This window comes from Antrihabitans auranticaus (assembly GCF_016481275.1).
In the GTDB taxonomy this organism is placed as follows: Bacteria; Actinomycetota; Actinomycetes; order Mycobacteriales; family Mycobacteriaceae; genus Antrihabitans.
Genome location: NZ_JAEMNW010000001.1, coordinates 445,044 through 464,269, shown reverse-complemented (window position 1 = coordinate 464,269; position 19,226 = coordinate 445,044). Strand labels below are relative to the sequence as shown.

Below are 19,226 nucleotides of genomic sequence, written 5' to 3'. Positions count from 1 at the left end.
AACGTCGTCTGAACAGCCGGTTTGCGGGATTCGGTATCGCCTTTGGTACCCTCTTGTTCGGCCCTAACGAGAGTCTCGCGGAACGGCCATTGGGGTATGGTGTAATTGGCAACACAGCGGTTTCTGGTACCGCCATTCTAGGTTCGAGTCCTGGTACCCCAGCAAGCCGAAGCGATTTTGTCGCGGTCGGTTTGCCAGCTAAGCTGGCAAAGCTTCACAGCAACAACGAAAGTTCCTGGCCCCGTCGTCTAGCGGCCTAGGACGCCGCCCTCTCAAGGCGGTAGCGCGGGTTCGAATCCCGTCGGGGCTACAGACAAGGCTCCTTGATCGGCGAGTACGCCGATCAAGGAGCCTTTGCTTTGTACACTGCTGCGGTGAAACCGAATGCGTAGTCCCAACATCCGCTATTTCCCGGCGGTCGATCACTTACGCGCGTTCGCGGCGTTGCTCATTCTCTTCTATCACGGGCTGCACCTCTTCAGTTTCGACAGCCGGTTTCATCGGCCGTTCGACACGCACAGCTGGCTGCGTTCGGGCAACCCGTTACTCGGTGCGCTCATCGAGGGCCATATCGCCGTCTCGTTGTTCATGGTGTTGTCGGGGTTCATCCTGACGTACGGCGTGCTGGATTCCGATGTGGTGTGGCGCGGATTCGTTCGCAACCGGCTGCTCCGCACCTATCCATTGTTTCTGTTGCTCTTGTTCGTCGGTATCGCGGCGGAACCGCAGTTCTTTGCCTGGATGCCGTTCCTGCAGACGATCTTCGGACTCGCGAACATGCCGGGCGCGCTGGTCGCGCCGCCGTTCACGGTCATGCTGTGGACGGTCGCGGTGGAATGGCAGTTCTACCTGCTCTTCCCGTTCCTCCTGCTCGTTCTCAAGCCTGCGTGGACGAAGAACGTCCTGGGCCTGGTCGCCGTGGTGCTCGTCTTCCGTGCGCTGGCTGTGCTGAACGGTGGTGATGTGCAGGACCTTACGTATTCGACGATCGTCGGCCGGCTCGATCAGTTCCTGATCGGAATGTGGGCGGCATGGCTCTTCAAGACGCGCCCGCTCACTGCTCGCAAGGGCGCGCTGATCGCCGTATCGGCCTTGGTCGTCATCGTTGTGGCACTGAACGTGTACAACGCCGCAGGCGGTTGGCCGACGACCGCGTCCTGGAAGATCGCCTGGCCGACTGTGGAGGCCGTTGCCTGCGCGGCGTTCGTGATCGGGTACGTCGCGGCCGCGAACTCGGCACGTGGGCTGTGGTCGCGCGTGCTGGCCCGGATCGGCGAGATCTCGTACTCGATGTACCTGATCCATTTCGTCGTGATCCAGACGATCGTCCTGCGTGGCTACGCGGTCGCGTTCACGGGGCGCGCGACTGTCGATGCGTTGCTCAACACGGTGCTGTTCGCGTTGCCGGCGACGCTCGTACTTTCCACGCTGACGTTCACCTTCGTCGAGCAGCCGTTCCTCCGGATGCGTCGCAGCTACAAGCGCGACGCTGTACCTGCCGCGGTGGGATAGGCCAGGTACTCTCGAAAGCAGGGGCCGAAAATCGTTGCACACCCAAGGGGGCAATGTAGTGAATTCAGTTGGCGGACGGCATCGTTCATGAGCGCTCTGCGCCTCAGCCGGCACCAGACACTGGAGATCGTTGCGAGCGAGCCGGATCGCATCGTCGTGGAGACGACCTACCTACCCGGCGGGAGTCAGCCACCGACGCACTATCACCCGCAACAAGACGAGAATTTCGAGGTCTTGGCGGGCACGTTGCGGGTCGAGTTGAACGGCGAGGTGCGCGACCTCGGGCCCGGTGACAAGCTGACCGTGCGGCGGGGCCAGGTCCACAAGATGTGGAATCCGGGCACGGAAGCTGCACGGGCGCACTGGGAGACGATCCCGGCGCTTCGCACCGAAGAATGGTTCAGGGGGATCGATCGGCTGCAGGCCGAGGCGGAGGAACAGGGCCGGTCCGGCCCTGCCCCGCTTGCGTTTGCCGCGCACGCCGCGGCGCATCGTGACCTTTTCCGGCTTGTGGTCGGCGGACCCAAGCCGCTCGGCGACATCGTGGTCCGCGTACTGGGTCTCGTCGGCGGACTGCTCCGGCGTTAGCCGCTCTTGCGGCGGAAGTCGCGCTTGTGATCGGCCGGACCGTGGGTGCCGTGAATCTTCGAGTGGCCGTCCTTGTGGTCGTCGGTGGGGTTGTGCTTCTGGTTCTTCCGCTCCAGGGCCTCGCGGAACTTCTTCTTGACGTCGCTGGTGTCCTCGGTTCCGGATGCGTCGGTCATTGTGTGCCCTTCCGTCTCGATTGAGTTCGAACCTACGCCCGACGGCGCGACTGCGTCATTCCAATTTCGGGTCATTCCAATTTCGGGTCATTCCGATTTCGGCTGTTCGAGAAACTGCGCAGTCGTGCCGGCGACGGGCATCTCGGGATAACCGAGTTTGCGATGATCCCATGATCTGATGCGGTGCGGGCGAACTCGTACCGCGACACGCTTGTTCATGACGGCCTCCACCATCGGGCGGACATCCTCGCTGTAGGGGCCCGTGTACCGCTCCCACACGCTGACCATGACGCGGAACAACGTGTCGTAGTCGTCGATGATTTCAGCCGTACCTTCGATCGAGACACCGCGCAGCTGGTCGTAGGTGTTTCCCGCCTCGACCATGCAGGTGACCCGATCGTCGCGCTTCAGGTTGGTGACCTTCTGCGACTTGGCTTTCGTCTCGATCCAGATTTCACCATCGAGCAGCGCGTACCACATTGCGATCAGGTGTGGCTGGCCGTCAGAGCCTTTCGTTGCCATCGTGACGACGCGACTCTGTTCGAGAAAAGTCGCGATCTCGTCGTCGGACATCGTGATCTTGCCGCGTTGGTTGACGCCCATGTCGACCCCTTTCGCACGCCCTGTGCGAACCCTACAGGCGCTTGTGTAGCGCGTCCGCCGCTGCCAGTAGATCGGCGGCCCAGCGCGCGCCCGGCCGCCGTCCCATGCGGTCGATCGGACCCGATACCGACACCGCCGCTACGACATTGCCGTTCGAATCCCGGACCGGTGCCGACACGCTCGCGACGCCTGACTCGCGCTCGCCCGCGCTCTGCGCCCAGCCGCGCTTGCGGACCTCGGCGAGCGTGCGTTCGCCGAACGACGCGGTCGGCAGGACCATGCGCTGGCTGGCTGTGTCTGCCCATGCGAGTAGGACTTTCGCGCCGGATCCAGCCGTCATCGGCAGCCTGGCCCCGACGAGCACGGTGTCGCGCAGGCCGGTCGGGGGTTCCATCGATGCGACGCAGACGCGGACGGACCCTTCGCGCCGGTACAACTGGACGCTCTCGCCGGTGATTTCGCGAAGGCGCGGAAGTACAGCGCCGGCGGCATCGACGAGCGTGTCGTTGGCACTCGCGGCGAGTTCGGATAGCGCCGGTCCCGGCCGCCACATACCTGCTGCGTCGCGGCTGAGCAGGCGGTGCACTTCCATTCCGACAGCCAGCCGGTGCGCGGTCGCGCGGGGGAGTCCGGTCTTGATGCACAGCTCGGTGAGTCCACACGGTTGTTCGGCGACTGCGTGCAACACCGACATGGCTTTGTCGAGGACGCCGATCCCGCTATGCTGTCTCATACAACGATATTAGCGTCTCGCATGTTGGGATTCCAAATACTGGGAACCCGAACTCGGCAAAACGAAGCGAATCGTCGGCAGCCCCGAGATTTGCGCATGAGGTGGAGAAGATGACAAGCAAGCCCCGCACATTGGCGGAGAAGGTATGGGACGACCACGTGGTCGCCAAGGGCACCGGCGCAGGGGATGCCCAGGAGCCCGATCTCATCTACATCGATCTGCACCTTGTACATGAGGTGACGAGTCCGCAGGCCTTCGACGGTCTGCGGCTGGCCGGCAGACAGGTGCGGCGCCCGGACCTCACGATCGCCACCGAGGATCACAACGTCCCGACCGTCGATATCGACAAGCCGATTGCCGACCTCGTCTCGCGGACGCAGGTCGAGACATTGCGGCGAAACTGCGCGGAGTTCGGGATTCGCTTGCACCCGATGGGAGATCTGGACCAGGGCATCGTGCATGTCGTCGGCCCGCAGCTGGGTCTGACGCAACCGGGAACGACCGTCGTGTGCGGCGACAGCCACACTTCGACGCACGGTGCCTTCGGCGCGCTGGCAATGGGAATCGGAACGAGTGAGGTCGAGCACGTACTCGCGACGCAAACATTGTCGCTGCGCCCGTTCAAAACAATGGCGATCACGGTCGATGGTGAACTCCAGCCCGGCGTTACGAGTAAGGACCTCATTCTTGCCGTAATTGCGAAGATCGGTACGGGCGGCGGTCAGGGATACGTCCTCGAATATCGAGGAGAAGCTATCGGCAAAATGTCGATGGAAGCCCGGATGACAATCTGCAATATGTCGATTGAGGCCGGCGCGCGCGCAGGCATGATCGCGCCGGACCAGACGACTTATGATTTCCTTCGTGATCGCCCGCACGCGCCCAAAGGTGCGGAATGGGACGAAGCCGTCGCTGCCTGGGAAATGCTCAAAACAGACGACGACGCCGTATTCGACGCGGAGGTGCATATCGACGCGAACACGCTGACGCCCTTCGTCACGTGGGGTACGAACCCGGGACAGGGTGCGCCACTGGGGGATTCGGTTCCCGACCCGGAGCAGATGACGGACGAGAGCGAACGTGCGGCAGCCGAGAAAGCTCTGCGGTACATGGATTTGCAGCCGGGAACGCCATTGCGGGAGGTGCCGGTGAACGCGGTGTTCGTCGGCTCGTGCACGAACGGGCGCATCGAAGACCTACGTGCGGTTGCGGAAATTCTCGACGGCCGCCGCGTCGCCGATGGCGTTCGGATGCTCGTGGTGCCTGGCTCGATGCGTGTGCGCGTGCAGGCCGAGAACGAGGGTCTGGGAGCCATTTTCACCGCTGCGGGCGCAGAGTGGCGGCAGGCGGGCTGTTCCATGTGCCTCGGTATGAACCCCGATCAGTTGAGCGCCGGTGAGCGCTGTGCGTCGACCTCGAACCGCAACTTCGAGGGCCGGCAGGGCAAGGGTGGGCGGACGCACCTCGTCTCGCCACTCGTCGCCGCGGCTACTGCTGTGCGCGGAACCCTGTCCTCTCCGGCTGATCTCGACTAATTCCAATAAAGAACGGAAGAACCGAAAATGGAATCCTTCACATTGCACAAGGGAATTGGCGTCCCGCTTCGTCGGTCGAACGTCGACACCGATCAGATCATCCCGGCCGTGTACCTAAAACGCGTGACGCGCACCGGTTTCGAAGACGGACTGTTCGCGGCATGGCGCAACGATCCGGACTTCATTCTGAACGTAGCGCCTTACGACAGGGGCAGCGTCCTCGTTGCGGGTCCGGACTTCGGCACGGGGTCCTCGCGCGAGCACGCAGTTTGGGCCCTGTCGGACTTCGGTTTTCGGGTCGTCATCGCCTCCCGGTTCGCCGACATCTTCCGCGGGAACTCCGGCAAAGCGGGCCTGCTGGCGGCCCAAGTGGCCCAGCCGGACGTCGAGTTGCTCTGGAAACTGCTCGAATCGCAGCCGGGTTTGGAATTAATTGTGGATCTTCGTGAGAAGACCGTCACAGCCGGAACAACGGTGGTGCGCTTTGACATTGACGACTACACGCGGTGGCGTCTGCTCGAAGGTCTCGACGACATCGGATTGACATTTAGGCAGGTAGAAGCCATTTCGGAGTTCGAAAAGGCAAGGCCTTCATGGAAACCGACGACGTTGCCGGCACACATTCAGTAAGCCTGAACAACGGTGCGCGGGACCGCTGCGGCGGTCCTTTCGCAAAGCAAAAGACCAAAGATTTCATGAAAATTCCTCTGACACATGGACTCTTACGGTATTCAGGGTTTACCGTATTAGCAGTCGGTCCAACGGTGGGCCATTAGTTTGCGGAGGAATTTCAATGAACAAGGCAGAGCTCATCGATGTTCTCACCGAGAAGCTGGGGGCTGACCGGCGAACGGCGACCGAAGCTGTCGAGAACGTCGTCGACATAATCGTGCGCGCCGTGCACAAGGGTCAGAGCGTCACCATCACCGGCTTCGGAGTATTCGAGCAGCGCAAGCGTGCCGCCCGTGTGGCACGTAACCCGCGGACCGGAGAAACTGTAAAGGTCAAGCCCACTTCGGTTCCCGCGTTCCGGCCGGGTGCGCAATTCAAGGCAGTAATCGCCGGCAAGCAGAAGCTGCCCGCGAGCGGCCCCGCCGTCAAGCGTGGCGCAGCTGCTGCTCCGACGAAGGCAGCCGCGAAGAAGGCGGCAAAGGCGGCACCGCGCAAGACAGCTGCGACGAAGGCAGCACCGGCAAAGACGACCGCTCGTAAGACCGCTGCGACAAAGGCAGCACCGGCAAAGACCACTGCTGCGAAGACAACTGCCGCGAAGAAGACCACGGCGACGAAGGCAGCACCGGCAAAGACGACCGCTCGCAAGACAACTGCGGCAAAGGCGGCTCCGGCAAAGACGACCGCCGCCAAGGCGACCGCTGCAAAGAAGACCACTGCCGCCAAGGCTCCGGCCAAGAAGGCAGCCACGAAGGCCACAGCCGCGAAGAAGGCTCCGGCCAAGCGGGCTACCAAGAAAGCCTGATCCAAGGCACCAGCAGCCGACTCGAGGCGCCGTCCGGTTCGACCGGACGGCGCTTTCGCGTACCTGGTGGGAGTGGCGAGGCTAGTCGGAAACCGCAGACTCGTTCAGCGGCAAGGGGCTATCGATGTGGTACGCGGAGATCAGCGTGCCGCCCACATGAGACAGCACCCACATGCTGCCTTTGCGGTTGCGCGCAGGCGGCAGCGTTATACCGTCCCGATCGGCCCACCAGCCCAACAGATCCGGTATCACCTTGCCCTGACTACACACGACGTGCACGCCGGGTTTGGTGGCGATCTTGTTCATTCGGTGCCGTGCGGCGTCGGGGCGTTCGGCGTAGGTGTCCTCGGAGAGCAAGGGTTCCAGCCGAATATCGACACCGAGCAACGTCGCGAGCGGTTCGACCGTCTGTGTGCAGCGCAACCGCTCTGCCGAATGAATATGTGTGGCGCCGAAAGCCAGCAATTGTTCGACGAGTGCGGCGGCCTGTTCGCGGCCCACTTTGTCGAGTGGACGCAAGTTATCGTCGCCCTTGAATCGTTCGCTGCGCCCTGCGCGGCCGTGCCGCACGATCAGCGTTGTCCTGGTGTCGACCGGATAGCGCACGAAGTTCCGCAGCACCCTGCGGTCCATCGGGTACGAAATCTGTTTCTGCACTTGGGCGGCTGGCAGCCAGAGCAGGGTGTCGACCTCGCGATTCGGCGCGAACTCGCCACCGGTCACCTCTGCGGCCCAGTAATCGACACGCTTGAGCCGCCGGTGACCGGGGACCGGATACGTCACTCGATCGACATGGCGGCCGAGGTGACAGGTCAGACCTGTTTCCTCGGTTACCTCACGTACGGCCGCGCGAACAAGCGTTTCGCCGGGTTCGACCTTGCCTTTCGGAAAGGACCAGTCGTCGTAGCGCGGACGGTGAATCACCGCCACCTCGATTTGTGTGGGCGACTTGGGGGATCGGCGCCACAGAACTGCACCGGCCGCGAAGATATTCGCCTTGACCGGGCCGTCGTTCGTCGACATTCTACGAGGCCGCCGTGCGCCGCTGCCGCATCAATTCTTCCTGGTGCTCCCTGACCTTCTCGCCGTGCTCTGGACCCGCTACCCAGCGCCCGTCCGATTGCAGCACCCAGCAGCGCGTAGTCGGGTCGAGCGCCGAGTCGAAGATGTCGCCGAGTTGGGCTGCCAGGCGTGGATCTTTCACCTGCGCCATGACTTCGACGCGCCGGTCGAGGTTGCGGTGCATCATGTCCGCGCTGCCGATCCACGACTCGTCGGCGCCGAGGAAGTGCAGCACGCGCGAATGTTCCAGGAAACGGCCGAGAATCGACCGGACTTCGATCAGCTCGCTCAGCCCGGGCACTCCTGGCTTGAGCGCGCAGATGCCACGGACTACGACCTGGACCGGCACGCCCGCTTGCGACGCCCGATACAGCGCGTCGATGACCTGCTCGTCGACAAGTGCGTTGGCCTTCAATCTGATCCGTGCGTCGCGGCCGGCCTTCTTGTGCTCGATCTCGCGCTTGATCCGCTCGATGATTCCGCGGCGCACGCCGTAGGGGGCGACGAGCAGGTTGCGGTAGTGCTCCTTGCGCGAATAGCCCGTGAGCGAGTTGAAGAGGTCGGTGAGGTCCGCGCCGATTTCCGGTGCGGCACTGAACAACCCGACATCTTCGTAGAGCCGCGCAGTCTTCGGGTTGTAGTTGCCGGTGCCGATGTGGCAATAGCGCCGAATCGTCGAACCTTCGCGCCGGACGACCAGGCAGGTCTTGCAGTGGGTCTTCAGACCGACGAGTCCGTACACGACGTGAACGCCCGCTTGCTCCAGCGCTCGTGCCCATTTGATGTTGGCCTGCTCGTCGAATCGGGCCTTGATTTCGACGAGCGCAACGACCTGTTTACCGGCTTCCGCTGCGTCGATGAGCGCGTTGACGATCGGTGAATCGCCCGAGGTCCGGTACAGCGTCTGCTTGATCGCAAGGACTTGCGGGTCTGCGGCTGCTTGCTCGATGAACCGCTGCACGCTCGTCGAGAACGAGTCGTAGGGATGATGGACGAGCACGTCACCCTCGCGCAGGGTCGCAAAGACGCTCTTCGGAGTCTCGCGCTCGCCGAACGCGGGATGCGTCGCGGGGACGAAGGGCTTGTCCTTGAGGTTCGCGCGGTCGACGCCGTAGACCTGCCAGAGGCACGAAAGATCAAGCAGCCCAGGCACTTGAATGACGTCGCCCGGGTCCACGTCCAGCTCCCGGAGCAGCAGTTCGAGCATGTGTTCGGTCATGTCTCCTGCGACCTCGAGCCGGACCGGCGAACCGAACCGACGCCGTGCGAGCTCGCGTTCCAAAGCTTGCAGGAGGTCCTCGTCGCGGTCTTCCTCGACTTCGAAATCTGCGTTGCGGGTGATCCGGAAGGCGTGGTGTTCAACGATTTCCATACCGGGGAACAGCGCGTCGAGGTGTGCGGCGATCAGGTCTTCCATGGGCAGGAAGGCAGCGATCTGCGCTTCCTCGCGCCGGACCCGGACGAACCGCTCGACGTTGTCGGGGACCTTGACGCGTGCGAAATGCTCGCCGCCGGTGGTGTGGTCCTTCACTGTGATCGCGAGATTGAGGCTGAGGCCGCTGATGTAGGGAAAGGGGTGCGCGGGATCGACGGCGAGTGGGGTGAGCACGGGAAAGACCTGGTCGTGGAAGTGCGCCGACATCCGTTGACGTTCTTGCTCGTTGAGCTGTGCCCAGCCGATGATGTCGATGCCCTCGGCGTGCAGTGCGGGCTGGATCGCGTCGAGGAAGACGTGGGCGTGCTTGTTCGCGATCTCCTGGGTGCGGCGGGCAATCAGCGCGAGTTGCTCACGCGGTGACATACCGTCCGCCGACCGAACCGACAACCCGGTTTCGTCGCGGCGTTTGAGCCCCGCGACGCGCACCATGAAGAACTCGTCGAGGTTGCTCGAGAAGATCGCGAGAAACTTGGCGCGCTCCAGCAGCGGCAGCGAGGAATCCTCTGCCAGCGCGAGCACGCGCGAATTGAAGTCGAGCCAACTCAGTTCGCGGTTGAGGTACCGGTCTTCGGGCAGGTCCCCGTCGAGCAGATCGGCGGCTTCGGGTGTTGCGGCCGGCGGCGCCGTCGGAACGTTGCTCGGTATCGCACCGCCCGGCGTCTGTTCGTGTGTGGAGTTGGTGACTCCAGGCCGTTCGCCGTCGCGCAGTGCACCGTCCCGCGGTTGATCCGTCGCTGTGGCGCGGAGGCCATTTTCGGTTTGCCTGCCAACTGTTTCGGGATTGCTCACCTGTCGATCATCCCTCAGTTCGCAGCATCGGGACACCGCGTTCAGCGCGATAAAGGTGAACTTTTACCCCGGACACCGATTCGGCCAGCCGATTTCGGCCAACGCGGCGCGGGTTGCGTTGCCGAGCCCGATCGCCGCCGCGAGTTCCAGATCGTCGAGCGTATCGACATCCAGCCGCAGGCCCGGCCAATCGCCCTCCAGCAACGCGGCACCGGTAGCGGCGTGCCGGCGCGCGGAATCGGCACCGAAAGTCGGTGTGAGCGCTGTATTTCGATCACGAACAAGCAGTGCGGCGGTCCCGGTGCGGCGATGATCCACGACGAACGACCTCGTGAAACGCCGTGCCGCACGTGCTGCCGCACCGAGTTCGGTTGCGCTCAGAGCGGGTAGGTCGGCTTGCAGCGCAAGCAGGTCGACGGGCCCGCGCTCGGCGCGCACGGTCGCCGCGGCGAGCCGGAATGCGGCGTTGAGCCGCTGATCGGCGTCGAAGTCCGAGGAGTCGGCGACGGGTTCGGCCAGCACCGCGGCACCGGCGGCCGCGGCCGCATGCATCACGGCATCGTCGGGCGTGACGACGGTGACCGATGCGATCTCGTCGACCTGCCCGGCCGCCGTGAGTGTGTCGCACAACATCGCCAGGACCAGTCGGCGCCGGTCGGGAGGCGCGAAATCGGTGGCGAGCCTGCTCTTGGCGCGCGTCAGGTCCTTGACGGCGATCACGGCGTGGAGCGGGCTCATGCCGACAATCCTGCCAGGATCGTTGCGCGGGAGTCAGCCGCCGGTATGGCTTCAGGCGATAGTGTGGGTCGGCTACCGGGAACAACGGGTCGAATGGAGCAAACACATGACCAAGGCAGCGGTGCTCGGAGCGGGTTCGTGGGGCACAGCTTTCGCGAAGGTACTCGCCGACGCGGGAACCGACGTCACGTTGTGGGCGCGGCGCGCCGAGGTCGCAGACGCGATCAACGACGAGCACGAGAATTCCTATTATCTGCGGGGCATCGGGCTGCCGGTCGGTCTGGACGCGACCACCGATTTCCGGGCTGTACTCGACGGTGCCGACATCGTCGTGCTCGCTGTTCCCTCGCAGACGCTGCGCGGGAATCTGGCCGGTTGGGCCGATTCGATCGGCAAGGACGCGACGCTGCTGAGCTTGGCCAAGGGCATCGAAAGCGGGACGCTGCTGCGCATGAGTCAGGTGATCAACCAGGTGACGGGCGCCGACATGTCGCGGATCGCCGCACTCTCCGGGCCGAACCTCGCCCGTGAGATCGCGTCGCGCCAGCCCGCCGCCACCGTCATTGCATGCTCGGATTCTGCGCGCGCAATTCACCTCCAAAAAGCTTGTGCAACAAGATATTTCAGGCCGTACACCAACTCGGACCTGATCGGCGCCGAAGTGGGCGGCGCGTGTAAGAACGTCATCGCACTCGCCTGCGGTATCGCCTCCGGGGTCGGGTCGGGGGAGAACACGATCGCGAGCATCATCACCCGCGGCCTCGCCGAGATGACCCGCCTCGGCGTTGCGCTCGGCGCCAAGCCCGCAACCCTCGCAGGCCTTGCCGGTGTCGGCGACCTCGTCGCAACCTGTACCTCGCCGCTCTCGCGCAACCGGTCGTTCGGCCGGGTGCTGGGTGAAGGCGGATCCATGGAACGCGCGCAGGCGGCCGCCCACGGCCAGGTCGCCGAAGGTGTGAAATCGTGCACATCGGTCCGGGCGCTGGCCGCGAGCTACGACGTCGAAATGCCGCTTACCGACGCCGTCCACCAGGTCTGCCACGAGGGCTTGTCCGTCGAAGAAGCTATCGGACAGCTACTCGGCCGCCGCAACAAGCCGGAGTAGTCGCTCGCCACCCGCGACGCCCCGCGGTGCGCGCAGCGGTACGGTTTGGGTCGTGAACAACCGGATCAAGGTCGCCGTCATCTTCGGTGGCCGGAGCAACGAACACGCTGTGTCCTGCGTGTCTGCAGGCAGCGTCCTTCAGCACCTCGATCCGGAGAAGTACGAGGCTGTGCCGATCGGCATCACGCGCGGCGGCACCTGGGTCCTCGGCAGCGCCGACCCGCAGAAGCTGACCATCGCCGACCGGACGTTGCCGAGTGTCGATGACAACGGTCGGGCGCTGGTGCTCGCCGCCGACCCGACTGCGCCCGGCGCCCTCGTGTCGATCGGCACGGATGCAGGTGAGGTCCTGGCCTCGGTGGACGTCGTTTTTCCGGTTCTGCACGGGGCATACGGCGAGGACGGCACTATTCAGGGACTGCTCGAGCTCGCCGGGTTGCCGTACGTCGGTCCGGGCGTGCTCGCGAGCGCGGCCGGTATGGACAAGGAGTTCACCAAAAAGCTGCTCGCAGCCGAGGGATTGCCGATCGGCATTCAGGTCGTGCTGCGGCCGGGAACCACAACCCTGACCGCGCCCGAGCGCGACTCGCTCGGATTGCCCGTCTTCGTCAAACCGTCGCGTGGGGGTTCGTCGATCGGGATCTCGCGCGTCAACGACTGGGCAGATCTCGACGCTGCGATCGCTTTGGCGCGCAAGCACGATCCGAAGGTCATCGTCGAAGGTGCCGTCATCGGTCGCGAAGTGGAATGCGGCGTGCTGGAGTTTCCCGACGGCAGGGTGGAGGCCAGCGTCGTCGCGGAAATTCGGATGCCGGATCGGGGCGCCGACGATGCGTTCTACGACTTCGATACCAAGTACCTCGATGACGTCTGCGAATTCGATGTCCCCGCCAAGTTGGACGACGAGGTCAGCGCGCAGATCCGCGCACTCGCGGTCGAAGCATTTCGTGCGCTGGACTGCCAGGGCATCGCGCGAGTCGACTTCTTCGTCACCGACGACGGTCCGGTCATCAACGAAATCAACACGATGCCGGGCTTCACGTCGATCTCGATGTATCCGCAGATGTGGGCCGCTGCGGGCGTCGACTACACGACCTTGATCTCCACACTCATCGATACCGCGCTCGCCCGCGGTATCGGACTGCGCTGACCGCTCAGTTCGGCAGCGGGATCGCCGTCGGCTCGCGGGCGGGCAGCGTGTCCGCGACGGCGTCGGAAACTGCTTGCAGCGGTGTGGGTCCGGAGTCCATGGGTACGGTCAGAGCGATATACACGCCGCGGTCGACGGCGAAGTAGGTACTCGACGACACCCCGGGCACGGCCGCTATCGGCTTGAACCACTGGACCCCGTTGACCTGCTCGATCGACGATCCGACCACGAATTCGAGCGGCTGGTCCAAGCCGCACCGCAGGATGATGGGATCCCCGCCGCCCGACGATTCCCACGCCTTGGTCGCCGGTGGTGCCGGTTCGGCCAATTCCGCGTCCGTATAACTGCCGAACTCGTTGGGCAAGGCCGGCAGCAATTGTGTGCACTCGGGGCTGCCCGCGGCAGGTGCCGGTACTGCAGCCACCGAGACCGGTTCCCGGTCGGGGAGGCGCTTAGCCAGTACGGCTGCGACGATGACGCCGAAAACGAGAGCGACGGGAAGTGCGATAGCTGCCGCGATCAGGGCGGGGTGATGGCGTTCGCGCACTTACGGTTGCCCCTGCTCGGCTGCCACCCGGGGGATGCGGCACGTCAGGGTGCGGGTGACGCCACCGACCTTGCCGACCGCGGCGACGACCTCGCCGAACTCCTTTTCCGTCGGCGCACCGAGTTGTACGAGCACATCGAACGGTCCGATCAGATCTTGCGCAGACGCAACGCCGTCCAACTCCCCGATTCGCCGTGCAATCGCGGCGGCTTTGCCCACTTCGGTTTGCACGAGCACATATGCATCGACCACAGGTGACCCCTTTCGTGAAGAAAACGTACCGTAGTCACCGGCGTGTGCGGGTTCGGCGACCGTCGCGGAAAGTGTGTGAGGAAGGGATCGGGCGTGAGCGACGAACCGACAGTCGGCGATATAGGCGAGTTCGCCGTGATCGCCCGCGCGACGCGCGGCCGCACTCAGCCTGCGACGACTCTCGTCGGGCCCGGCGACGACGCGGCGGTTGTGCGCGCCGCCGATGGGCGGGTCGTGGCGACCACGGACATGCTGGTGGAGGGCAGGCACTTCCGGTTGGACTGGTCGGCGCCCGAACAGGTCGGCCGCAAGGCAATTGCCCAGAACGGTGCCGATATCGCCGCAATGGGCGCGCGCTCGACCAGCTTTCTCGTCTCGCTCGGCTGTCCAGCCGATACGCCGGTATCGGTGACGGACGGGCTGACCGACGGCCTGTGGCTCGAGGCTGTCGACCTCGGTGCGGGCATCGTCGGCGGCGACCTCGTGGCGTCTGATCCATTGGTGATTTCGGTGAGTGCGCTCGGCGACCTCGAAGGCCGGTCGCCGGTGTTGTTGTCCGGCGCCAGGGACGGTGACATTGTCGCCGTCAAGGGCGGTCTGGGCGCGTCGGCGGCGGGTTTTGCCCTCTTCGTGGAAGCCAACCGGAATTTCCCGAATTTACTTGCTGCGCATTGTGTTCCGTCGCCACCGTACGCCGACGGTCCGCGCGCTGCCGAGCACGGCGCGACCGCTATGACCGACGTGTCGGACGGCCTGCTCGACGATCTCGGGCACATCGCCGCCGCGTCCGGAGTGCTGATCGATGTGCGTAGCGAAGCGCTGCCCGTCGACCCGGAAATCGCCGCTGCGGCGCGCGTACTCGGCACCGACCCGATCGAGTGGATCCTGACCGGCGGCGAGGACCACGCGCTTGCGGCAACGTTCCCCGCGACGACCGGTGCACCCACCGGCTGGTACCGAATCGGGACTGTTTCGGCCGGGGACGGAGTCACCGTCGACGGTCAACGGTGGCACGGCGCAAAGGGGTGGCAAAGTTTTGGACAGTGATGTCGCGTGGTTAGGTACGCCGTATGGCTGTCTATGCACTGGGCGATCGCGAGCCTGTGATTCATCCCGACGCGTACGTCCATCCGGACGCTGTGGTCATCGGCTCGGTGACCCTCGGCGCGAAGGCATCGGTGTGGCCGGGTGCTGTTTTGCGGGGTGACTACGGCACGATCACGATCGGCGATGCGACGAACATCCAGGATGGCGTCGTGATCCACTGCACCCCAATAGATCCGACGGTTATCGGCGCGCGATGTGTCGTCGGTCACAATGCGCACATCGAAGGCGCGATGATCGGTGACAACTGCTTGATCGCTTCGGGGTCGATCGTCTTGAACGGCGCATCGATCGGGGCGGGAGCGATCGTGGGTGCCGGCTGCGTCGTCCCGTTCAATTTCGTGGTCCCGCCGAAGCGCATGGCGCTCGGTATTCCGGCGCGTGTTCGCGAGAACTACGAGGTTGCTGAGGGGCATGTCGACCTCAATGTCACGCTTTACACCGCAAACGGCGCGTATTACCGCGAAGCACTCCGCAGATTGGATTGAAGCCATGCCGGGAAGACCACTTTCCGATGTTGTCGAGGCGGGCTGGGCGCAGGCGCTTGCGCCGGTAGCCGACCACATCACGACGATGGGTGAGTTTCTGCGTTCGGAGAACGCGACCGGACGTGGCTATCTGCCCGCAGGTGCGAATGTGCTCCGGGCGTTCGGGCAGCCGTTTGCGGATGTTCGCGTTCTCATCGTCGGGCAGGACCCGTATCCGACGCCCGGGCATGCGGTCGGGTTGAGTTTCTCGGTGGGACCGGAGGTGCGGCCGCTGCCGCGCAGCCTCTCCAACATCTTCGCCGAGTACGTCAAGGACCTCGGCTATGCGCCGCCGACCAACGGCGACCTCACGCCATGGGCGAAGCAGGGCGTCCTGCTGCTGAACAGAGTCCTCACCGTAGCGCCGGGGCAACCGGCATCGCATCGTGGGAAAGGCTGGGAGGCTGTGACGGAGCAGGCGATCCGGGCGTTGGTCGATCGCCCGGATCCGCTCGTCGCAATTCTCTGGGGGAGGGATGCATCGACGTTGAAGCCGATGCTCGGTGATGTGCCCTCGATCGAGTCGGCGCATCCCTCGCCCCTGTCGGCGTCCCGCGGTTTCTTCGGCTCACGGCCGTTCTCTCGCGCGAACGAACTTCTCGACGAGCTCGGTGCCGAGCCGGTCGATTGGCGGCTTCCATAACGGACGCCTGCCGCGATCAGCTGGGGATCACGCTCTCGAACTGCGGGCAGTACACGTAGATGGATGCGCCGATGACGTACCCGATCTCGTAGTCGGTCAGGGTGGATTCGTCGCGACCCTCGGCGACGACCTCGTTGAAGCTGGCGCCGTTGTCGAACGAGGTGCAGATGTGGTCGGCGAGCGCGATCGCCTTGGCGTCGGTCGGGAAGCTGATGCCCTCCTGTGCGAGCGCGTTCAGGTAGGTGTCGTCGTCCGACGTGCTTGCAAACGCCATGCCTGCGGCGCCGAGGACGGTGGCTCCAGCGATGGCGGCGATGGCGGAAACGCGGGCGGCGGACTTGATGCGGTTGGTGAACATGTTCGTGGTGATCCGTTCTGTCTCTGGGTGGTTGGTCTTGTTGGTCTTGCTTACGAGACAGACTCTTGTCGGCACCGCTTACCGACCGCTGACTCGGCGCTTATCGGCAGTTACCCGTTGCATGGGACGACAAGTCCCAGTAGTTGGTAAACCAACCGGGGTTCCGTCCCGTCGTAAGGAGGCATCGATGACGCTGTCAACTTCTGCACGAAACGAGATGTTCGACCAGGAATATCGAGATCTGTTGCAGACCCTGTCCGAAGGTTCGGTCCGCCGGAATTTCGATCCGTACCTGGACATCGCGTGGGATTCGCCTGAGTTCGCAATCGATCCGAACGATCCGCGGTGGGTGCTCTCGCCCGAGATCGATCCGCTGGGCGCGACGCAGTGGTACAAAAGCCTGCCGCTGGAACGGCAGATCGAGATCGGAAAGTGGCGGCAGGCCAACACGATCAAGGTCGGCGCGGCCTTCGAGAGCATCCTGATCCGCGGAATGATGCAGTACATCATGAAGCTGCCCAACGGTTCGCCGGAGTTCCGTTACTGCTTGCACGAGATGACCGAAGAGTGCAATCACATCCAGATGTTCCAGGAACTGGTGAATCGCATCGGCGTGGACGTGCCCGGAATGCGTCCGCTCTTCCGCGCGATTTCGCCGATCGTCGGGGTTGCCGGTGGCTATGCGTACGTCATTCTTTTCATCGGCATCCTCGGTGGTGAGGAACCGATCGACCATTACCAGAAGGCGCTGATTCGCGAGGGCGCGAACGTCCCACCTGCGGTTTTGCGCACGATGCAGATCCATATCGCGGAGGAAGCTCGACATATTTCCTTCGCGAACGAATTCCTGCGGGCACATCTCGAGCGGATGAATCCGGTCAGCAGGGCCGTCTGCGGGTTGGCGTTTCCGCTCGCGATGCGCTGGCTTGCCGGCGAGATCATGACGCCGCCGCGAACGTTCGCCACGGAGTTCGATATTCCTCGCGAAGTATTCCGCGAGGCGTTCTGGCGCAGCCCGCACTCACGTTCCATCCTGGCCGGCTATTTCAACGATATGCGTGCGCTGGCAACGGATGTCGGCCTGATGAATCCGGTCACGAGGTCACTGTGGAAGCTGCTGCACATCGACGGTGCGCCCGCGCGCTACCGCGGTGAACCGGAGCGGGTTCCGCACAGCGTTGCCTAAGCCATCGTTTTGAACGTGGACTAATTTTACGCTGTATGGCATGGTCGGATTGTGAGCAAACCAAAGGATGTGCCGACTCGCCTCGTGCTGACGGGCGTCGGCGGTGTCGAATTGATCGCCGACCAGTGGGGACCGGAAGACGCGCCCCTCGTCCTGATGTTGCACGGGGGTGGCCAGACCAGGCATTCCTGGAAGTCGACGGGTGCCAGGCTCGGCCAGAGTGGGCTGCGCGTGGTTGCACTCGATTCCCGCGGGCACGGCGAGAGCGACTGGGCACCCGACGGTGACTACCTGCGATCGACGATGGCCGCCGATGTCGTCGCCGTGCTGGATCAGCTCGGCGGCAGTGCGGTCATCGTCGGTGCGAGTATGGGCGGCCTCACCGCGCTGCTCGTGTCGACCGTGCTCGAACCCGGTCGGCTTGCGGGCATCGTGCTCGTCGACGTCGTTCCGCGGCCGGAGCTCGCAGGCGTCTCGCGCGTCATCGGTTTCCTCGGTGCGCACCGCGACGGTTTTGCTTCGCTCGACGACGCGGCGGACGCCATCGCTGAATACCTACCGCACCGGCAGCGTCCCTCGACGTCCGCCGGACTGGAACGCAACCTCCGCAAGGGGGCAGACGGCCGCTGGTACTGGCATTGGGACCCGGAAATGCTGGGCGACGGCGGTGATTTCGACGAGTTGACGGCCGAGTTGGAAGACGCGGCACGGGGGCTGCGCATCCCGTTGCTGCTGGTGCGTGGGCGGCTGTCCGACGTCGTCAGCGCCGAAGCAGCCGAAGAGTTTCGCCAACTGGTGCCGCATGCCGACGTCATCGAAATCTCCGGTGCCGCGCACACCGCTGCGGCAGACGACAACGATGCGTTCACCGACGCGATCTTCGACTTCGTCGTCTCGAATGCGGTACGCGTGCACTGAGTCCTGGCTGCTCAGTCGAGAACGACGACCGTCGCGCCTGACCCGAGCAGGGTCGTCGCGGTCAGCCCGGTCATCGCGTGAAACGCGTCGCTGAAGTGGGATGGGCTCGCGAAACCGGCATCGGCGGAAGCGGTCGTGAGGTCGACGCCCTTGGCGATCGCCCGCCCCACGCTCAGCATGCGTGCCCACAGTCGATATCGCCTGAAGCTCGTGCCGGCGTGTTCGGAGAACAGATGCAGGAAGCGTGACGTCGAAAGATGTGCCGCCGCAGCTAAGTCAGCGGCGGTGACCGACCGGCCCGGGTGTGCCTGGAGTGTCGCCGTGGCCACTGAGATCCGTGGGTCACTGTGCCGCGTGAGCGGTCCGCATACGAGGTCCAGCACGGTTGTCGGGTCGAGATCGGCTCGCCCCGCGAGGTCGATGACCGCGGCTTCTGCCCGGTGGCCGAGGCCGAATCCATGCGATCGGTCGGTCATTCGCTCCCAGCAGTGGTGTGCGCGCGGTGAGCCGGAATCGATGTAGCAGAAGAGCATCTGGTCACCGTGCGCGACGACGCGGTGGATCGTGCGCGGCGGAATCAGTGCGCTTCGAACACGAACCTCGCCCAATCCGTCCGCGCTGAGCGTGAACGGCGCATCCACACCGATTGCCAGGCAGTGCACCGAACCGCAGTGGGCGTCGAGCCGCAACGACGGACCGCGATACACGGCATGACCTGCCCACAGCCACACCGTTGCGGGAGGACAGCACGTTTCTGGAAGCGGACCACCGGACACAGGAGCCAT

Annotated in this window: 22 protein-coding genes and 2 tRNA genes; 14 read left to right on the top strand and 10 right to left on the bottom strand. The window is 64.2% G+C overall.

The window, feature by feature from the left end; translation table 11 throughout:
• Positions 1 to 90: 90 nt before the first annotated feature.
• The 4 genes from JGU72_RS01900 (at position 91) to JGU72_RS01885 (ending at position 2,100) form a co-directional block, all read left to right on the top strand.
• Positions 91 to 162: transfer RNA gene (locus JGU72_RS01900), tRNA-Gln, on the top strand.
• A 75-nt stretch (positions 163 to 237) separates the two neighbouring features.
• Positions 238 to 310 (top strand) — tRNA-Glu (locus tag JGU72_RS01895).
• 74 nt (positions 311 to 384) lie between these two features.
• Entirely contained in the window at positions 385 to 1,512 is a 1,128-nt protein-coding gene (locus tag JGU72_RS01890) for an acyltransferase family protein (RefSeq protein ID WP_199682055.1), read from the top strand.
• 87 nt (positions 1,513 to 1,599) lie between these two features.
• A complete protein-coding gene (locus JGU72_RS01885) occupies positions 1,600 to 2,100 on the top strand; it encodes a cupin domain-containing protein (RefSeq protein WP_199682054.1) in 501 nt (166 codons plus the stop codon).
• On the opposite strand, the gene JGU72_RS01880 is transcribed toward JGU72_RS01885, so the two are convergent.
• The 3 genes from JGU72_RS01880 to JGU72_RS01870 all read right to left on the bottom strand — a co-directional run bounded on the left by JGU72_RS01880 (position 2,097) and on the right by JGU72_RS01870 (position 3,612).
• Complete coding sequence (locus JGU72_RS01880) at positions 2,097 to 2,276, bottom strand: DUF5302 domain-containing protein (RefSeq protein WP_199682053.1); 180 nt, start codon at positions 2,274 to 2,276, stop codon at positions 2,097 to 2,099. The genes JGU72_RS01885 and JGU72_RS01880 overlap by 4 nt on opposite strands.
• An 87-nt stretch (positions 2,277 to 2,363) precedes the next feature.
• On the bottom strand, positions 2,364 to 2,879 hold the full coding sequence (locus JGU72_RS01875) for a pyridoxamine 5'-phosphate oxidase family protein (RefSeq protein ID WP_199682052.1): 516 nt from the start codon (positions 2,877 to 2,879) through the stop codon (positions 2,364 to 2,366).
• 31 nt (positions 2,880 to 2,910) lie between these two features.
• Positions 2,911 to 3,612 (bottom strand): IclR family transcriptional regulator, encoded by a 702-nt coding sequence (locus tag JGU72_RS01870; protein WP_199682051.1) that lies wholly within the window; start codon positions 3,610 to 3,612, stop codon positions 2,911 to 2,913.
• A gap of 110 nt (positions 3,613 to 3,722) precedes the next feature.
• Here JGU72_RS01870 and leuC point away from each other — a divergent pair, with 110 nt between their 5' ends.
• From leuC to JGU72_RS01855, 3 genes are all read left to right on the top strand, one after another.
• Positions 3,723 to 5,147, top strand: a complete 1,425-nt coding sequence (gene leuC, locus JGU72_RS01865; protein WP_199682050.1) for a 3-isopropylmalate dehydratase large subunit — start codon at positions 3,723 to 3,725, stop codon at positions 5,145 to 5,147.
• 27 nt (positions 5,148 to 5,174) lie between these two features.
• Complete coding sequence (leuD, locus tag JGU72_RS01860) at positions 5,175 to 5,777, top strand: 3-isopropylmalate dehydratase small subunit (RefSeq protein WP_199682049.1); 603 nt, start codon at positions 5,175 to 5,177, stop codon at positions 5,775 to 5,777.
• A gap of 163 nt (positions 5,778 to 5,940) precedes the next feature.
• Positions 5,941 to 6,624, top strand: a complete 684-nt coding sequence (locus tag JGU72_RS01855) for an HU family DNA-binding protein (RefSeq protein ID WP_199682048.1) — start codon at positions 5,941 to 5,943, stop codon at positions 6,622 to 6,624.
• An 81-nt stretch (positions 6,625 to 6,705) separates the two neighbouring features.
• On the opposite strand, the gene JGU72_RS01850 is transcribed toward JGU72_RS01855, so the two are convergent.
• The 3 genes from JGU72_RS01850 to cofC all read right to left on the bottom strand — a co-directional run bounded on the left by JGU72_RS01850 (position 6,706) and on the right by cofC (position 10,651).
• A complete protein-coding gene (locus JGU72_RS01850; protein WP_199682047.1) occupies positions 6,706 to 7,647 on the bottom strand; it encodes an NUDIX hydrolase in 942 nt (313 codons plus the stop codon).
• Position 7,648: 1 nt separating this feature from the next.
• A complete protein-coding gene (locus tag JGU72_RS01845; protein ID WP_374101060.1) occupies positions 7,649 to 9,913 on the bottom strand; it encodes an RNA degradosome polyphosphate kinase in 2,265 nt (754 codons plus the stop codon).
• Between the two features lie 63 nt (positions 9,914 to 9,976).
• Entirely contained in the window at positions 9,977 to 10,651 is a 675-nt protein-coding gene (cofC, locus tag JGU72_RS01840; protein ID WP_199682046.1) for a 2-phospho-L-lactate guanylyltransferase, read from the bottom strand.
• A 106-nt stretch (positions 10,652 to 10,757) separates the two neighbouring features.
• Here cofC and JGU72_RS01835 point away from each other — a divergent pair, with 106 nt between their 5' ends.
• A complete protein-coding gene (locus tag JGU72_RS01835; RefSeq protein ID WP_199683138.1) occupies positions 10,758 to 11,756 on the top strand; it encodes an NAD(P)H-dependent glycerol-3-phosphate dehydrogenase in 999 nt (332 codons plus the stop codon).
• Between the two features lie 52 nt (positions 11,757 to 11,808).
• Positions 11,809 to 12,906, top strand: a complete 1,098-nt coding sequence (locus JGU72_RS01830; protein WP_199682045.1) for a D-alanine--D-alanine ligase family protein — start codon at positions 11,809 to 11,811, stop codon at positions 12,904 to 12,906.
• Between the two features lie 4 nt (positions 12,907 to 12,910).
• Here the strand turns inward: JGU72_RS01830 and JGU72_RS01825 are convergent, their stop codons facing one another.
• Complete coding sequence (locus tag JGU72_RS01825; RefSeq protein ID WP_199682044.1) at positions 12,911 to 13,453, bottom strand: DUF3515 domain-containing protein; 543 nt, start codon at positions 13,451 to 13,453, stop codon at positions 12,911 to 12,913.
• The gene (locus JGU72_RS01820) at positions 13,454 to 13,705 is read right to left on the bottom strand and encodes an Lrp/AsnC ligand binding domain-containing protein (protein WP_199682043.1); all 252 of its coding nucleotides are present in this window, start codon (positions 13,703 to 13,705) and stop codon (positions 13,454 to 13,456) included.
• Between the two features lie 93 nt (positions 13,706 to 13,798).
• Between JGU72_RS01820 and JGU72_RS01815 the strand changes: the two genes are divergently transcribed.
• Genes JGU72_RS01815 through JGU72_RS01805 form a run of 3 tightly spaced genes read left to right on the top strand, consistent with a single transcriptional unit; the run spans position 13,799 to position 15,979 of the window.
• Positions 13,799 to 14,752, top strand: a complete 954-nt coding sequence (locus JGU72_RS01815; protein WP_199682042.1) for a thiamine-phosphate kinase — start codon at positions 13,799 to 13,801, stop codon at positions 14,750 to 14,752.
• A 23-nt stretch (positions 14,753 to 14,775) separates the two neighbouring features.
• On the top strand, positions 14,776 to 15,297 hold the full coding sequence (locus JGU72_RS01810) for a gamma carbonic anhydrase family protein (RefSeq protein ID WP_199682041.1): 522 nt from the start codon (positions 14,776 to 14,778) through the stop codon (positions 15,295 to 15,297).
• A gap of 4 nt (positions 15,298 to 15,301) precedes the next feature.
• The gene (locus JGU72_RS01805) at positions 15,302 to 15,979 is read left to right on the top strand and encodes a uracil-DNA glycosylase (protein WP_199682040.1); all 678 of its coding nucleotides are present in this window, start codon (positions 15,302 to 15,304) and stop codon (positions 15,977 to 15,979) included.
• A 16-nt stretch (positions 15,980 to 15,995) separates the two neighbouring features.
• Here JGU72_RS01805 and JGU72_RS01800 read toward each other — a convergent pair whose 3' ends face one another.
• A complete protein-coding gene (locus JGU72_RS01800) occupies positions 15,996 to 16,337 on the bottom strand; it encodes a DUF732 domain-containing protein (protein ID WP_199682039.1) in 342 nt (113 codons plus the stop codon).
• 187 nt (positions 16,338 to 16,524) lie between these two features.
• On the opposite strand from JGU72_RS01800, the gene JGU72_RS01795 reads away from it, so the two are divergent.
• The gene (locus tag JGU72_RS01795; protein WP_199682038.1) at positions 16,525 to 17,523 is read left to right on the top strand and encodes an AurF N-oxygenase family protein; all 999 of its coding nucleotides are present in this window, start codon (positions 16,525 to 16,527) and stop codon (positions 17,521 to 17,523) included.
• A 51-nt stretch (positions 17,524 to 17,574) separates the two neighbouring features.
• Positions 17,575 to 18,441 (top strand): alpha/beta fold hydrolase, encoded by an 867-nt coding sequence (locus tag JGU72_RS01790; RefSeq protein WP_307828261.1) that lies wholly within the window; start codon positions 17,575 to 17,577, stop codon positions 18,439 to 18,441.
• Between the two features lie 11 nt (positions 18,442 to 18,452).
• On the opposite strand, the gene JGU72_RS01785 is transcribed toward JGU72_RS01790, so the two are convergent.
• Positions 18,453 to 19,226: an AraC family transcriptional regulator gene (locus JGU72_RS01785; protein ID WP_199682037.1), complete on the bottom strand. Its 774-nt coding sequence runs from the start codon at positions 19,224 to 19,226 to the stop codon at positions 18,453 to 18,455.